This is a genomic window from Algoriphagus sp. TR-M9 (genome assembly GCF_027594545.1).
Lineage (GTDB): Bacteria > Bacteroidota > Bacteroidia > Cytophagales > Cyclobacteriaceae > Algoriphagus > Algoriphagus halophytocola.
Window position 1 is genome coordinate 4,359,999 of sequence record NZ_CP115160.1, and the last position, 15,223, is coordinate 4,375,221.

General features: G+C 44.7%; 13 protein-coding genes. 7 read left to right on the forward strand and 6 right to left on the reverse strand.

The window, feature by feature from the left end:
* The first annotated feature begins 55 nt into the window (after positions 1-55).
* Positions 56-658, forward strand: coding sequence for an energy transducer TonB (locus PBT90_RS18580; RefSeq protein WP_270130599.1), 603 nt, complete (start codon positions 56-58; stop codon positions 656-658).
* A gap of 139 nt (positions 659-797) precedes the next feature.
* On the forward strand, positions 798-1,247 hold the full coding sequence (locus PBT90_RS18585; RefSeq protein ID WP_270130601.1) for a copper resistance protein NlpE: 450 nt from the start codon (positions 798-800) through the stop codon (positions 1,245-1,247).
* A gap of 3 nt (positions 1,248-1,250) precedes the next feature.
* Here the strand turns inward: PBT90_RS18585 and PBT90_RS18590 are convergent, their stop codons facing one another.
* Positions 1,251-2,183, reverse strand: coding sequence for a hydrogen peroxide-inducible genes activator (locus PBT90_RS18590; RefSeq protein WP_264807998.1), 933 nt, complete (start codon positions 2,181-2,183; stop codon positions 1,251-1,253).
* Between the two features lie 181 nt (positions 2,184-2,364).
* On the opposite strand from PBT90_RS18590, the gene PBT90_RS18595 reads away from it, so the two are divergent.
* The 3 genes from PBT90_RS18595 to PBT90_RS18605 all read left to right on the forward strand — a co-directional run bounded on the left by PBT90_RS18595 (position 2,365) and on the right by PBT90_RS18605 (position 4,732).
* A complete protein-coding gene (locus PBT90_RS18595; protein ID WP_270130604.1) occupies positions 2,365-3,675 on the forward strand; it encodes a Gfo/Idh/MocA family protein in 1,311 nt (436 codons plus the stop codon).
* Between the two features lie 200 nt (positions 3,676-3,875).
* Positions 3,876-4,313, forward strand: coding sequence for a MarR family winged helix-turn-helix transcriptional regulator (locus tag PBT90_RS18600; RefSeq protein ID WP_270130606.1), 438 nt, complete (start codon positions 3,876-3,878; stop codon positions 4,311-4,313).
* A complete protein-coding gene (locus PBT90_RS18605) occupies positions 4,310-4,732 on the forward strand; it encodes an organic hydroperoxide resistance protein (protein WP_264808001.1) in 423 nt (140 codons plus the stop codon). Before PBT90_RS18600 ends, PBT90_RS18605 begins: the two co-directional genes overlap by 4 nt.
* Positions 4,733-4,783: 51 nt before the next feature.
* On the opposite strand, the gene PBT90_RS18610 is transcribed toward PBT90_RS18605, so the two are convergent.
* Entirely contained in the window at positions 4,784-5,758 is a 975-nt protein-coding gene (locus PBT90_RS18610; RefSeq protein ID WP_270130609.1) for an NADPH:quinone oxidoreductase family protein, read from the reverse strand.
* Positions 5,759-5,862: 104 nt separating this feature from the next.
* Here PBT90_RS18610 and PBT90_RS18615 point away from each other — a divergent pair, with 104 nt between their 5' ends.
* Positions 5,863-7,251, forward strand: coding sequence for a dipeptidase (locus tag PBT90_RS18615; protein WP_264808003.1), 1,389 nt, complete (start codon positions 5,863-5,865; stop codon positions 7,249-7,251).
* 52 nt (positions 7,252-7,303) lie between these two features.
* Positions 7,304-9,445: a protein-disulfide reductase DsbD family protein gene (locus PBT90_RS18620; protein ID WP_264808004.1), complete on the forward strand. Its 2,142-nt coding sequence runs from the start codon at positions 7,304-7,306 to the stop codon at positions 9,443-9,445.
* Between the two features lie 98 nt (positions 9,446-9,543).
* On the opposite strand, the gene PBT90_RS18625 is transcribed toward PBT90_RS18620, so the two are convergent.
* The 4 genes from PBT90_RS18625 to PBT90_RS18640 form a co-directional block, all read right to left on the reverse strand.
* Positions 9,544-11,781, reverse strand: coding sequence for a T9SS type A sorting domain-containing protein (locus PBT90_RS18625; protein WP_270130612.1), 2,238 nt, complete (start codon positions 11,779-11,781; stop codon positions 9,544-9,546).
* A 28-nt stretch (positions 11,782-11,809) separates the two neighbouring features.
* Positions 11,810-12,343: a hypothetical protein gene (locus PBT90_RS18630; protein ID WP_264808006.1), complete on the reverse strand. Its 534-nt coding sequence runs from the start codon at positions 12,341-12,343 to the stop codon at positions 11,810-11,812.
* 316 nt (positions 12,344-12,659) lie between these two features.
* The gene (locus PBT90_RS18635; protein ID WP_264808007.1) at positions 12,660-13,310 is read right to left on the reverse strand and encodes a response regulator; all 651 of its coding nucleotides are present in this window, start codon (positions 13,308-13,310) and stop codon (positions 12,660-12,662) included.
* 18 nt (positions 13,311-13,328) lie between these two features.
* The gene (locus tag PBT90_RS18640; protein ID WP_270130615.1) at positions 13,329-15,185 is read right to left on the reverse strand and encodes a tetratricopeptide repeat-containing sensor histidine kinase; all 1,857 of its coding nucleotides are present in this window, start codon (positions 15,183-15,185) and stop codon (positions 13,329-13,331) included.
* Positions 15,186-15,223: the final 38 nt, after the last annotated feature.

The window sequence follows — 15,223 nt, forward strand, 5'->3', positions numbered from 1 at the left end:
TTATATTCAGTTAATTTTCAGTAGTTTAATAGACTTAACTTGAAACCTAAATACCATGAAACATCTACTCACATTAATCGCCTGCTTAGGCTTTATCAGCACGGCTGCTTTTGCTCAAAGCCCAGCAGGGGTACTGGAAATGAACAAATTATTCTCCAAAAACCTAAAATACAGCACTGAGGCACGAAATGCAGATATACAGGGCACAGTTCTACTTTCGATTGAAATTGATGACCAAGGGTACCCGGCAAATGTCAAAGTCCTGGAAGGCAATCCCATACTCGTCGAAGAAGTACAAGACACCTATACCAAGGTGGAAGAAAATTGGAAGCCTGCTTACTTAGGAGATAAGGCGTTTGGACAAGAATACTTACTGGCCGTGAAATTTAAAATGCAGGAGCCCCAGAAAGATCCAAGAGACCCATTCACTGTCACCGCCCATGCTAAGAAAAAACCAGTAACTATAGAAGACTATACAGAAAGAATCGCAGAGAGTCCACTCGATGCTGGCCTGTATGAAAGGCGTGCAAATCTGTACGAATTCCAAGGACAAAAACTCTTGGCAGAAATGGACAGAAATCAGGTAGCTTTTCTAAAAGACAAATTTCTGACCCAAATAGTAGTAGTTGGATATGGTCCGCAGTACAGGAGCCTATAAAATCAAAAGGTGATTATTTATATTTCGGAGGGGCATGAATTTGCCTCTCTTTTTTTATTCCAGCTCAGTTAATAAGCTCTATCAGATCCTTTTTTCGGTCTGATTCTTGATATTTTTGGCAGAAAGAAAAATAAAGACGATGAATATTAAACTGATTACATTCGGACTTTTAGCGGCATTGACTCTACAGGCTTCATGCACCTCATCTACCCAAGAATCTGAAACTAAAGTGGAAGAAACCAATCCCCTTCCCCTAGGCGATAATACCGAAACCTCAGTGGATTGGAATGGTACTTACAAGGGAACAGTTCCTTGTGCCAGCTGCGAGGGAATCGAGGTAACTTTGACTTTGAACATGGACAGAACCTACAAGATCGTCACCAACTACCTGGGCAGAAACGATGCACTGGAACAAGAAAATACGGGTTCATTCACCTGGAACGAATCGGGCTCTATCATCACCCTGGAGGAAGTAGCCCAAGGCCCCAATCAATACAAAGTAGGAGAAGGCAGAATATGGCAGCTGGACATGAATGGTGAGGTAATCCAAGGCGACCTAGCAGATCACTACATCCTTACCAAGCGCTAAAATTTATTTAAACCTAACTATTTTCCCATGCGCCTTGGAGGTCATTTCTTGAGGAATAGACGCGGTGATCTCATTGTACAGCAGCTCTACCAAGCGTTGTTTTAGAAAGCTTCGGTTCAGAATAATACTCACCTCACGCAATGGAGATTCACCGTTAAAAGGCCTTAATCTGGATTTTTCCTCCGCCGACAAATCCAGGGTAGCGAGCTCCGGAAGTAAAGTTACCCCTTTATACCGGTTGACCATGTTTCTCAGTCCTTCCAGCGAACCACTTTCGTAATGGAAATTTTTCGGACCATTGAGGCTTTGATCGCAAAGGTTGATCACCTGGTCACGGAAGCAATGCCCCTGCTGCAAAACCCAAAAATCCTCCTGCTGAATCTGCTCCGGATAAAAAACAGGCTCCTTCAGCGCAGGGTGATCCTGTGAAAAATAGGCAAAGAATTTCTCATAAAACATAGGCTTTTCCAACAGCCCATTTTCCTGCAGGGGAGTCACTACAATTCCCAGGTCAAGCTCATCATTTTTAAGCTTTTTCACTACATCATCCGTGACCATTTCTTGCACTTCTAGCTTCACGTTCGGGTATTTTTCTAGAAAATTTCGGATAAACAAGTGAAGTAAATACGGAGCCAAAGTTGGGATAATGCCCAGCTTGATGACACCAGATACATCCCCTTTCATATCCGCCACCAACTCGAAAATCCCCTTGCTTTCGGAAACCACTTTTTTGGCTTGCTGTATGATCCGAACGCCCATTTCAGTAGGCATCACGGGCATTTTACTCCGATCAAAAAGGATCACTCCCAAGTCCCGCTCTAGCTTGCTGAGCTGCGCACTGAGTGTAGGCTGAGTGACAAAGCAGCTTTCCGCTGCCTGCCCAAAATGCCTGAATTTATCTACTGCGATGAGGTATTCGAGTTGCTGGATAGTCATGCCAATTCTTTAGTCAGGGTCTAAAGTAAAAAATTCCAAAATGAGTTTCATCCACCCTACAACCATAACTCTGATTATCAGGAAAATATACTTTTCGAAAAATTTCTCAATCCTCTAAAAAACCGTAATTTATTCACTGCATTAATTTTATTACCAAATACCTAACCCAAAATATCATCCAATGAGTAAATCAAATTTTTCCCGAAGAAAGTTTATCAGCGCTGGATTACTCGGCACCGCGGGCGCTACAGTACTTCCCAATATAACTTTTGCCAAAACCCGAAATTCACAGCGCAATGACTTTACAAAAGTAAGGCTTGGTTTTATCGGTCTGGGAAGACAGGCCAGAGGTCTGCTGAACCGCATGATGAGCATTCCGGCCTTTGAGGTAGTGGCTGGTGCGGATATTTACGAAGTCAAGCTTCAGCGTTTTAAGCAGGATGTGGAAAAGAATAACGCAGACCATCAAAAATCCAGTGGTCCGCCCACCCTTTATGCAGATTACAAAAAACTTCTCGCCAACCCTTATGTGGATGCTGTAGTCATTGCTTCTCCGGATCACTGGCATGCGCTAATGGCCATAGATGCCTGCAGAGCCGGCAAAGACATCTACCTGGAGAAACCCTTGACTTTTACCATCAAAGAGGGGCAGGAATTAATCAAAGCAGTACGATCAAATGGAACCGTGCTGGCCGTGGGCAGTATGCAGCGTTCTTCCTCAAACTTCCAGCATGCAGTGAAAATGGTTCAAAAAGGAAAACTGGGGAAAATCAAAGAAGTATTGGTCCATGTGGGAGAGCCACCACATCCCAAACCCTTGGATTTACCAGAACAAAGTATCCCGAATGGACTGGATTGGCAAACCTGGATCGGACCACTGCCTGCAGTTCACTACAATGAGGAACTAAACCCACCCATTTCCCTGGACCCAGAAGAAAATGAGAAGGTATGGGGAGCTTGGAGATGGTACAAAGAGACAGGTGGTGGACTCATGACGGACTGGGGAGCACACATGATAGACATTGCGCAGTGGGGGTTGGGAATGGACAGAAATGGCCCTACTGAGGTGATTCCTGCCACTGTGGATAAACCTCTCACCTACATTTATCCCAACGGCACCAAGATGTTGATAACTTCCTTTGATGAGGGTAGGCAGGGAGTCAAATTTATAGGCGAGAAAGGCTGGATTAAAGTGTCCAGAGGTAATTATGACACCTCTATGAAAGAGCTGGAAATGCCAAATAAAATCGAAAACAATGGCAGCATGAAACATTATGAGGATTTCTTAGACGCAGTGATCACCAGAAGAGATCCTTTTGTCCCGGTAGAAATCGGCCATAGCACCTGCGCCATTTGTACTATAGGGAATATCGCCCATGAGCTTAACCGCCCTTTGAAATGGGACCCCATAGCGCAGGTATTTTTGGATGATTGGGAGGCCAATACCCATTTACATTATACTTACCAAAATGGCTATTCGTTGAAATCTTAATGAGTTGATCCAGCTCCTATGAACAAGAAACTTAAATACATTATTCTCCTAGAAATCTTAGTGGCAGCCCTTGTTTGTTTCAGTTTGTGACACAAGACCACATAAGTTTCAGCGTGTGGATAACTCAAGTATTGCTTGGCAGTAATTTGCTATACAAATTTTATTCAGTTAAATTGTGTAAAATACATTTTCCTGCTCTTATGTCTTCTATCCCCATACTTTCCTTTTCCCTCTATTCCATCTCCAGGCTACTTATCCAACTGATTCAAAGCAAATTAAATGCTATTGAGCTGACTTATCCACAATATTTGGTTTTGGCCACTCTTTGGGAGCAGGATGGGTTGAAAGTTAATGAAATAGGAAAGCGTCTGTATTTGGATTCAGGTACACTCACTCCTTTGCTGAAAAAGCTGGAAAGGATGAACTACGTGCGAAGAAGCAGGAGTGAAATAGATGAGCGTACTGTCAATATTGAATTGACTTACCCTGGTAAATCGCTGCAGAGTAAAGCCCAAAAGCTGCTGGGAGAACTTGAAGAGACGTTTGAAGAAATGAGCAGTTCGTCAGTTAATGACCTAAACAATTCACTCGAAGGACTGTTAGTAGATATTGAATCATTAAAGCAAGCTAGCAAATGAAAAAACTGAATATTGATTACACCGCCACCGCAGTAAATTCGGGCGGTAGAAAAGGACATGTGAAAACCGATGATGGTTTACTGGATTTTGATGTAGCCATGCCAAAGGAAATCGGTGGTGAGGGAGGCAAAACCAATCCAGAGCAATTGTTTGCTGCAGGGTATGCCGCATGTTTTGGGGGCGCCTTGGGCGCAGTGGCTGGGAAGACCAGCCTGAAAGATTCAGAAATCACAGCAAAAGTACACCTTGGAAATTATGGTCCCGGAGATTTTGGACTAGCAGTGGACATTAGCGTAAAGATCCCGAAAGCTAAGTCCCTTGAAGAAGCCCAGAAACTCGTGGATGCCGCACATGCTGTATGTCCATATTCCAAAGCCACAAGAGGTAATATCGAAGTGACCGCGACCGCCATAGAGTAGGCTCTCGCTTTAAATAATCAGGACTGGTCAAAATTCTAAACCGGTCCTGATTTAAATTTTTATTATCGCCTTTCCGACTAGTTCCCGGTTTTGCATTTTCTTCAACGCTCCTGCAGCATTTTTCAGAGAGAAAATTTCGTATTCATGCCCTTTGATTTTACCATCTAGCAACCATTTAGTCAGGACATTCATGTTTTGTCGGTTTTGGCTTTCCTCCACTTTTGAAAAATTACCCCAAAACACCCCCATAATAGAACATCCCTTCAGCAAGGGTAAATTCATAGGAATCTTAGGGATTTCGCCCGCAGTGAATCCTACGATCAGATAGCGTCCTTTCCAGGCCATTCCTCTCAGCGCCTGCTCGGTGTGACTTCCTCCTACAGGATCCAGCACCACATTAACACCCTTTCCCGCAGTCAACTCTTTAAGCTGGTTTTTAAGGTTTTCTTTTTCGTAATTAACCACTTCATCAGCGCCAAGTTCTTTACAAAAAGCCAGTTTTTCATCCGATGAAGCTGCCGCAATGACCTTGGCCCCCATGGCTTTACCCAGCTCCACTGCCGCTGCTCCTATTCCTCCGGAAGCCCCCAATACCAGCAAGGTCTCTCCCTGCTGCAACTGGGCCCGATCTTTCAAAGCATGAAAGGAAGTACTGTAGGTATAAAATGAGCTGGCCGCCAGCTCTGCGGAAATTCCCTCTGGAATAGAAAATATCCGATCTACATCTACTGCGAGCTGCTCTGCAAATCCTCCCCAGCGGCAGAGAGCCAACACCCGGTCTCCTACCTGCCAATCTGTAACCCCATCACCCAAAGCAACAATTTGCCCGGCTGCTTCTCCTCCAGGAGAATAGGGCAGCTCAGGCTGAAACTGGTATTTGTTCTGTAGAATCAGTAAATCCGGAAAACTCACTCCACAAGCCTCCACTTTGATCAGCACTTGTCCACTAGCTGGAACGGCCTGAGGTACCTCCTCTAAAAACAGGTGGTCTGTAGAGCCAAATGTGGTGCATAGCATTGCTCTCATTTGCTTTTTGCTTAGGTTTAATTCAAGTTGAAAATTGGGTTTAAAATAGGCATTTCGTGCTGAAAAGGATAATTTTGAGGCCTTTACCAAAAACCCCTAGCGATATGGCTGTTAATGATTTTATCCAAGAAAATAAAGACCGATTTTTAAATGAATTGCTGGATTTGCTCAGAATCCCTTCCGTAAGTGCTGATCCTAAGTTTAAGGATGACGTTTTTGCAGCGGCAAATTTCGTAAAAGAAAGCATGGAAAAGGCGGGTGCAGATACTGTGGAAATCTGTGAAACCGCAGGCTATCCTATTGTATATGGTGAAAAAATCATTGACCCAAGTTTGCCTACAGTCCTGGTGTATGGCCATTATGATGTACAGCCGGCTGACCCTTATGAATTATGGGATTCCCCACCTTTTGAACCTGTGATCAAGAAGACAGCTATCCATCCCGAGGGAGCGATTTTCGCCCGAGGCTCTGCAGATGATAAGGGGCAATTTTACATGTACGTGAAAGCTTTTGAAGCGATGATGGCTGCTGGGGATTTGCCCTGCAATGTCAAATTCATGATAGAAGGCGAGGAGGAAGTAGGCTCGGACAATCTGGAGAAATTTGTGATAGAAAATAAAGAGAAGCTCCAGGCAGACGTTATCCTGATTTCAGATACCCACATGATTTCCATGCAGGATCCTTCCATCACGGTAGGTCTGAGAGGAATGGCCTATATGGAAGTAGAAGTGACCGGTTCCAACAGAGATCTTCACTCAGGAACTTATGGAGGTGCGGTCGCTAACCCGATCAATGTACTTTGTGAAATGATCGCATCTATGAAGGATGAAAATGACCATATTACCATCCCTGGTTTTTATGATAAGGTACAAGAATTGACAGCCGCACAAAGAGAACGCTTGAATCAAGCCCCTTTTGACCTGAAAGAATATCAGGACAAATTGGATATAGATGATGTTCACGGCGAAAAGGGCTATACAACCATAGAGCGGGTAGGAATCCGCCCTACTCTAGATGTAAACGGAATCTGGGGAGGCTACATAGGTGAGGGCGCCAAGACAGTTTTACCTTCCAAAGCTCACGCAAAAATTTCCATGAGATTAGTACCGGATCAGGATTGGCATGAGATCTCGGAGTTATTTGAAAACTACTTCAAATCCATCGCACCAAAATCCGTCAAAGTCAAAGTGAAACCTCATCACGGGGGAGCACCTGCGGTGGTTTCAGATTCTTCTGTGGGATACAAAGCTGCAGAGGCAGCTATGGAAGAGACATTTGGGAAAAAACCAATCCCAACGCGTGAAGGGGGATCTATTCCTATCGTGGCCCTGTTCCAAAAAGAATTGGGATCAGACCCTATTCTGTTTGGTTTTGGACTGGATACAGATGCCCTCCACTCCCCAAATGAGCACTACGGGGTAAAAAATTACTTTATTGGAATCGAAACTATAGCAGCATTCTTCCGTCACTTCAAAGAGTTAAGTAACCAATAACACAGAACCATTCGCCCAGTTAAATCCGTTGTGATTTAATTCCCCATTGTCTATGAAACTTCCCTCCATTCAAAAATTCACTCTTTTGAGTGTCTTTTTCTTACTGAGCTGTTTTTCTGCTTTTTCCCAAATCATCAAACCTCCGGTCTGGACCAGCAGAATAGAGCCTTCCAATCCAGTGATAGGCGAGGAAGCGACGCTGATTTTAGAGGCTGAAATTCCTACTGGCTGGTACATTTACGCCAACGATTTTGATGCAGATCTCGGGCCAATATTGGCGACATTGAAGCTGGACAAATCGGAAGCTTTTGAGACAAAGGGGGAGTTTACGGCGATTGGACCGAAAACAAAATACGAGGAAATCTGGGAAGGCGATGTCAAGTATTTTATGGGAAATGGAAGGTTTGAGCAGGCTTTCATTCCCAAGGCAGCTTCCGGCAAAGTAAGCGCAACGCTGGAATACCAGATGTGCTCTGACCTCACAGGGCAATGCGTGAACTACGATGAGGATATTTTGGTGGAGTTTACGGCACAGCCAAGTGGCAGTTCTGCTGCTTCTCCTGAAGCAGCAGAAAAAGGATCCAGTCCGGCTTCTGGAGAAGCAGGACAGCAGAATGAGGTCAATTCTTCTTCTGAAACACAAATTTCTGAGTCAGAAGAGTCTCCATTTGATATTCAGGAGAGTCAAGTGGATGAACCCATAGAAACTTCTGGAAAAACCATAGAAATCCTCCCTGTACAGGAAAATGAGTCCCTTTGGGGCTTTATGGTTTTGGCATTCTTGGCCGGACTGGCGGCTCTTCTGACACCCTGCGTATTCCCCATGATACCGATGACGGTGAGCTTCTTCACCGGAAGGGCAGGAAGTAGAGCTACAGGAATCCGAAATGCCTTTATCTATGGGTTTTCCATCATAGCGATTTACACGGTAGCAGGCACGGCCGTAGCCGCTATCCAAGGGCCTGAATTTGCCAACTGGCTAGCCACGCACTGGCTGCCGAATCTCTTTTTCTTCGGAATATTTATCTTTTTCGCCCTCGCATTTCTGGGGCTATTTGAGATTACCTTGCCCTCAGGCCTGGTAAACAAAGTAGATGAAAAAGCCGAAAAGGGAGGGATGATCGGTATTTTCTTTATGGCCTTTACTCTGGTTTTGGTATCTTTTTCCTGCACCGGACCGATAGTAGGGTCGATTTTGATTTCCTCGGCGGGAGGTGAACTGATCAAACCCATTTTGGGCATGTTTGCCTTTTCCCTGGCCTTTGCGATTCCGTTTACGCTCTTCGCCATTTTCCCAGAATGGATGAACAGGCTCCCCAAATCCGGTGGCTGGCTGAATTCTGTGAAAGTAGTTTTAGGCTTCTTAGAACTTGCTTTGGCCTTCAAATTCCTGTCCATGGCCGACCTGGTTTACCATTGGGGCATCTTGGACCGGGATATATTCCTGATTATCTGGATTGTCATCTTCTCCGGATTGGGGCTTTATCTTCTGGGCAAAATCCGCCTTCCACACGATTCCCCTTCCGATGTGATTGGAGTCCCAAGACTGCTATTAGCCTTGTTCACCTTTATGTTTGTGCTGTACATGATCCCGGGGCTGTTTGGCGCACCCCTGAAATATCTCAGCGGATACTTACCTCCTATGTCCACGCAGCAGTTTAAACTAACAGGTGGTGTAAATTCGGCAGAAGCCGGAGAGAATATCCTCGGCGAGTCCGTGAAATATGCGGACATCCCGCTAGAAATCCCGCATGGAATACAAGGGTATTTCGATTATGAGCAGGCGATGCGGGCTGCAAAAAAGGCCAACAAACCCTTATTGATTGACTTTACGGGTCATGGCTGTGTAAACTGCCGCAAGATGGAGGAAAATGTCTGGGTGGATCCGCAGGTGCTGAAGAGATTAAAAGAAGACTTCGTGATGGTCGCGCTTTACATAGACGAACGGTTGGAGCTTCCAGAAAGTGAATGGTACACTTCGGAATATGACGGAAAGGTCAAAAAGACGCTTGGCAAGCAAAATGCGGATTTTCAGATCACCCGTTTCCAGAATAATGCCCAGCCTTACTATGTAATACTGGACCACGAGGAAAACCTGCTGGCCCAACCCAAAGGATATGAAACCGATATCCAGGCGTTTGTGGAGTTTCTGGACGGGGCAAAAAGTGAGTTCCAACGAAGGGAAGGAAGGTGAGAATTCAAACAAATACTTTGACTAATACTATAAAAGCCAATACCCCACCGCTATGTAAGCAATAGGATTATCGGCTTTTTAGTCCTTATCAAGGCAGATCATGGCTTAAGCAATTTACCCTCTAGTACACCTTCAGGTGAACTGTATTTCACCACATAAGTTCCCGGCTTGAGCTTGCTGACATCCATGCTGGTCTTGCCCTCCTCCAGCTGCTGACGGTAGAGCTGATTGCCCAGCCGGTCATAAAGGAGCAGCTCTCCTGTTTCCCCTGCTATCAGCTGCTTCTGCTGTAATCCACTGTCCTGTGACCCGGCCGGGATTCCCAGCACCGCGATCTCCACCTCAGAAGTGGCCGGATTGGGTGAGATTCTCAGGCTATAGCCCGTAAAACAGGAAGGCTCGCTTACATAATAATACCCTTTCACCGAGGTTCCACAGTCGTTTATTGCTTCCACTTCTACATAATAGGTTCTTCCGCAGAAAGGGCTTCTTCTGTTGAAAACCGCAGATGAAGTATGGGAACTCTGCATTACCCCGTCCAGGTACCAGTTATAGGAAGTAACACCCTGGATTGCCGGGGAGTTGATCTCCACCGTAAAGCGGTTCGGCGGGAAATCCATGTACACATCCTGCGGATAGATGATCGGGGTGGAGGGCTTGCCTATCCAGAAGGTCTTTTGCACCTGGGTATTCCCACAGGCGGAGGTGATGGTATAGGTGAGGGTCGCTTGGGCTGCTGCTGTGCTACCCGGAGTAAGTGTAGCTGTCGTGCCGCTGCCCGAAGTAGAACCTGTAAACTGTCCTGATGGAGTAACAGTCCAGGTGGCAGTGCTTCCCGCTGGAAGATTTTGAAGGGTATAAGAGCCGGAGGAGCAGAGTAGATCAGGCCCGTCTATACTAGGGATATCAACAGTATTAGTTGTCATCGCTCCTGTATTATTAGGATCAAGCCAATCCCTTAAACGTGTTTGGGCAGTTCCCCCTCCATTCCAAGATAGATCAATCTTTCCGTAATGCTTTGTAACTGGAGCACAACCATTGTCTCCTCCATGAAGTTGCCCGACGACCCTCCTATTTTGATCAAATAAGGGGCTTCCTGATGATCCTCCTTCTGTAGTTCCGTTGATCAGGTTTACAGTCCAGTGAGTAGATGCAGGAGTCGTATTTGTGAAAGGTAAACAGCCAAAGTTCCAGTTTATTGCAGCTGAATTTGTTGCGGGTGCGCTATAGGTTGAGATTTTCATCACATCACCGCTTGGATGATGAATATTGGCACCAGAGGTTGGAGGTGCAGTGGCTCTTGACCAACCAGCATATTGAATTCCCGTGCTGGCATCAGGTCTGGTGTTCATCTCCACCAAGGCAAAGTCAGTATTAAACGACCCCGCCCTAAAGGTCGAACCGTTATAGGTAACCCAAGAAACAGGTTCCGTACTTGGAGTACAAGTTGGGCTTTTGTATTGAAAACGAAACAGCCAATTTTGAGCTCTATTGATTTCTGCCGCATTTAGCACCCCATTCCCGGTTTCTCCATCACATGGGTTATTTCCAGTATTTCCAGTATCAATACAATGGAATGCTGTCAGGAAATTAGGAGTCATATCACCACATGTATTGTTCAAAAGCGCTCCTGAGCATACTCTTGTGTTATCAGCCAATAAAACCATAGCGACACTATTTGATTCATTTTCCCAGGCAGAAAAAGCGGCGCAGTTCACATTGTTGTGGCATGCTAAAGCATCTCCAAAATTGTTAGGAGTATTGAACATGTTCTTATACCCGTGAATAACTTTGAATATACTCAACCTGCTAATCCCTTTAGAACTTAGTGGCTCAAAAAGCTCAAGAGTAATCAAATCTCCTTGGATTAAGTCCGTGCTGAAATATCCGGAACCACCATCGTAGTTTTGGGACGTAATCGGACCATATACCATAGTTCGATCTTCATTGTAAAGGTACATTTCTCCTCCTTCTGGTAGGACTAAATCATCAAAAATCAGGTTGATAGAAAACGCTTCAGGTGACTGGATTCTAAATTTCCATACCTTACCTTCTGTTATTTCATACCAGGAGCCAGAATTGTTCAGGTCATAATTGACGTCAACCGCGTAACCAAAGCGGAAGGGAACAGCTTGATTAGCTTCTAAAGAGTCCTCCTGCAACAATTTTTGGACATCTACTTTTGGTACCAGACTTATCGATCCTGATTCGGCGACATTAAAGTATCCTCTTTCTCCCAACAAAGCTTGTTCTGCATATTGGGTCTGTATTTGAGCTACAGAACGGGTTGATAAGAAGATAAGAAAACTCAGTAAAGCAAAGCGAATAGACCACATGATAATTACGTTTATAAAAAACAAGCAGTTAGTTCATCTCAAATTCGATAGAAGTATCAATAGAAACTTCAAATCCTTCAATAGCGGCGAGATCCGTAAAAGACGAGAAATACCTCCCTTTATCCATGGGTTGATTTTCCTGTCGGAAGGACCAAAAAAAACCAAATATCATCTCTCGCTTCCCTTGGGGAGGGATTTTCGTTGGTGAGAGATTACTGTCAACAAAGTTGAGTGAGTTTTCCGGATCGTAAGGTTTCCCGATTGGATTCATAGTTTCCGATTCCATCTCATATACCAAAAGAAAATCTTCCCTTCCGTAAAACTGCGTAAAGAGTCGCCTGTAATCACTCCATGAAAAATACAGTGTGTCCTTAGTATGATTGATAAGATCTAAGCCTATCGAAAAATCCTCTCCGGCATTTAAGGAATTGGTTCTTTCACCCAATTCGTTGAAAACAACCAATTGAAATTCAAGTCTTTGGCCAGGAGAAAGATCACTTTCCTGACAGGATGAAACCATCACCACTGTGATCAATACCAATAATGTGAACAGTGCCTTCATAAGATCTAAGAATCAGTTATACTATACACTGGACGTCCAAAGCGCCCAAAACGCTTCAAGAACTTACAAAAAAATCCAACTACAAACCACTGGATTCCAACAAAATGGGGAAAACTCCCGGGAGGAGAGGGATCAAATAAAAAAAGGTCTGTGCGGACACAGACCTTGGATAGAGATAAAAATGGAATTACAACACCCTATTCCAGCCATATATCAACGCTAAAACATCCGCTATGACTTTATGACATCCTGAGCCAAAATGATCAGACGTCCACGGTCTTATTCCTCCTCTTTTCGAATCGAACTGAGAAACTATCTACCCTTCAATAATCCTGTTCTTCACTGCCTTTTGTACGGCTTCCAGCTTACTGTGAACCTGTAGTTTGGTATAGATATTTTCGGTATGCTTCCGCACAGTCTTAGGCGAGATAAAGAGGTTTTCACCAATCTGGTTATAATTCAGCCCTTTTGCAGTCTGCTCCAGAATTTCGATTTCCCTTGCTGTCAATTTGATTTCCTCCACTGGCTGCGAAAAGTCCGGTGGATTACGCAATAACCTGAGTGCTTTCATGGCCACGGATGGAGTCATGGCAGCCCCACCATCCAGTGTATCCAATATTCCCTGGTATAATGTCCTGGGATCCACTTCCTTTAGGAAATAGCCGTGCGCTCCTGCTTGTATAGCCTTGAATATGTGCTCATCATCATCAAAAACCGTGAGCATAATGACCTTAATCTGTGGATATTTCTGCGAAACCTGCCCCACAGCTTCTATTCCGTTCATCTTGGGCATTTCTATATCCATGAGGATAAGGTTGATATTGGAGTCTTTGTCCAGCTGTTCCAGTAGATCGATTCCATTGTAGGCTTTATGCTTCACGGACAAATCCGGGAAAAAGGAGAGCTTTTCCAGAATGGCATTCAGCAAAAAACTGTTATCCTCGGCTATCGCAATTTTGATGGACATGCTAATGGGGTTTACGGGTTATTGTATACAAACTTGGGTGCCCTGACCGATCTCAGAATCAATTTTCAAGGCTCTTCCTATACGCTCGGCCCTGGTTTTCATATTGCCTAGACCATTTCCAAAGCCAGTCCCAGCTATTCCCTTTCCATTGTCTTCTATGCAGACCTGCAGCCTGTCGACTGTACCTTTAAAATAAATCCTGATCCTACTGGCTCCGGCATGCTTGATGGCATTGTTAATGGCTTCCTGGGCGATCCGGTAAAAGTTCACGCCTTCCATGGAATTGAGCAGGAAATCTTTTTCCAGATTTTGATCAAAATGCAACTCAAACGCAATCTGAGGACAGGCATTTTTAGCTTTTGAAATCAAAGTGGAAAGCCGGGTTTCCAGATCCTGAAGACTGATATTGTCCTTGTTCATGGCCCAAATCGTGTCCCGGAGTTCATTCACTGTCTCCACAGTAAAGGCGGAAATCTGGTCTATTTTGGAAGCCATACTTTCCTTGCTCAGCTCCATAAATTTCAAATTGTCCAGGGAGGAAACGATAAAGGTCAACTGCGCACCTATATTGTCATGAAGATCCGAGGATATCCTGTTACGTTGCTCATGAAGCTTCTTCTGGGTTTCCTGCTCTGCATAGATCTGCTGGAGCTTGGCTTCCTGCTCCAAGTGACGGTTTTTGGACTTTTGCCGGTAGTAAATGAAAAAAGCCACCCCAAGGATAATCAGCAAAAACACCACCAAAAGCAAGACTTGATTATTCCGGTTTTTCACCAACAGTTCATTTTCAGCCAGGGCAGCACGGGATTCGGCGAGCTCCCTTTCTTTGGTCTGGACCTGGTATTTGGTTTCCAGTTCTCCCAGCATCTTCACCCGCTCCTCCTTGAATATGCTATCCTTTAACACCGTAAACTCCTCCAAGTAGCCCATGGCGGCAGAAAGCTCCCCCTTTGCTTTGTGGAAGAGATATTGCTCTTCGAGATAGTCCCGCATCTTCTCCGTGGACTGGCTGAGCTCCACATATTTGTAAGCGGAGTCCATCATCACTTCCGCCTCCTGAAAGTCCCGTAACTGATAAGCTATGGTTCCCAGATTGGTATAATTAGCAGCTAGGCTGTAACTGTTCTGATCCTTCATATTGACCTTTACTGCCGTTTGGAGCCAGGTTTTGGCTTCTTGGTATTTCTGCTGCTTGAGTAGAGTATTCCCGATGTTATTGAAGGTAAAGCTGATCCGGAGGCTGTCCAGCTCATCTATATTTTCCAGGATTTTGTAATGGTAATGAAGCGCCGAGTCTGGCTTGTCCCAGTCATCAAAATTGATCCCTATCGCATTCAGTGCAAATGCCTTGAAAGTAGGTCTCGCACCGGAAAAGTCAGCAAGTAGCTCATAGGCCTTTTTGCCGTATTCTACCCCTTTGGCATAGTCTTCCATGTCATGATAGACCACAGAAATATCCAGCAAAGCATAGCCCATGTAATTGCTGTCCAGCGCTGCGGTGGCATTTTCCAGCCCTTTTTGGGAATAAAACAAAGCCTGATCCCAGTTGCCGGAGGTAGCTTCAAGACGATTGAGCCGAATGTAGCAAAGGCTGATCAAGTCACTGTTTTCTTCAGGATTCAGCAGCTTGGCACTTTTCAGAAAAGTCTCATGAGCCAACTCATTTTCAAATTTCCGATTGTAATCTTCTGCCACAAAAAACCAATAAACTCCACTGTCATTGGCAGAATGCAGGTTTTCTTTTTCCAGCTCAAAAATAATATCAACAGAATCGGAACTCACATAAGTACGCCCCAGGCGCTCCCTCAGACTTTGAGAAAAAGCCTCTGGCGAAAACAAGAAAAGAAGAAAGACTAGAGTGAGTAGCCGTAACATTAAACCTAGAGTGAGTACATTTTAAATATATAAAAATG

What these genes read in the sequence shown, in the direction of transcription:
- PBT90_RS18640 (WP_270130615.1), bottom strand. Translation starts at nt 15,185, where the DNA reads ATGTTACGGCTACTCACTCTAGTCTTTCTTCTTTTCTTGTTTTCGCCA.
- PBT90_RS18580 (WP_270130599.1), top strand. Translation starts at nt 56, where the DNA reads ATGAAACATCTACTCACATTAATCGCCTGCTTAGGCTTTATCAGCACG.
- PBT90_RS18635 (WP_264808007.1), bottom strand. Translation starts at nt 13,310, where the DNA reads ATGTCCATCAAAATTGCGATAGCCGAGGATAACAGTTTTTTGCTGAAT.
- PBT90_RS18610 (WP_270130609.1), bottom strand. Translation starts at nt 5,758, where the DNA reads ATGAGAGCAATGCTATGCACCACATTTGGCTCTACAGACCACCTGTTT.
- PBT90_RS18585 (WP_270130601.1), top strand. Translation starts at nt 798, where the DNA reads ATGAATATTAAACTGATTACATTCGGACTTTTAGCGGCATTGACTCTA.
- PBT90_RS18600 (WP_270130606.1), top strand. Translation starts at nt 3,876, where the DNA reads ATGTCTTCTATCCCCATACTTTCCTTTTCCCTCTATTCCATCTCCAGG.
- PBT90_RS18630 (WP_264808006.1), bottom strand. Translation starts at nt 12,343, where the DNA reads ATGAAGGCACTGTTCACATTATTGGTATTGATCACAGTGGTGATGGTT.
- PBT90_RS18595 (WP_270130604.1), top strand. Translation starts at nt 2,365, where the DNA reads ATGAGTAAATCAAATTTTTCCCGAAGAAAGTTTATCAGCGCTGGATTA.
- PBT90_RS18615 (WP_264808003.1), top strand. Translation starts at nt 5,863, where the DNA reads ATGGCTGTTAATGATTTTATCCAAGAAAATAAAGACCGATTTTTAAAT.
- PBT90_RS18590 (WP_264807998.1), bottom strand. Translation starts at nt 2,183, where the DNA reads ATGACTATCCAGCAACTCGAATACCTCATCGCAGTAGATAAATTCAGG.
- PBT90_RS18620 (WP_264808004.1), top strand. Translation starts at nt 7,304, where the DNA reads ATGAAACTTCCCTCCATTCAAAAATTCACTCTTTTGAGTGTCTTTTTC.
- PBT90_RS18625 (WP_270130612.1), bottom strand. Translation starts at nt 11,781, where the DNA reads ATGTGGTCTATTCGCTTTGCTTTACTGAGTTTTCTTATCTTCTTATCA.
- PBT90_RS18605 (WP_264808001.1), top strand. Translation starts at nt 4,310, where the DNA reads ATGAAAAAACTGAATATTGATTACACCGCCACCGCAGTAAATTCGGGC.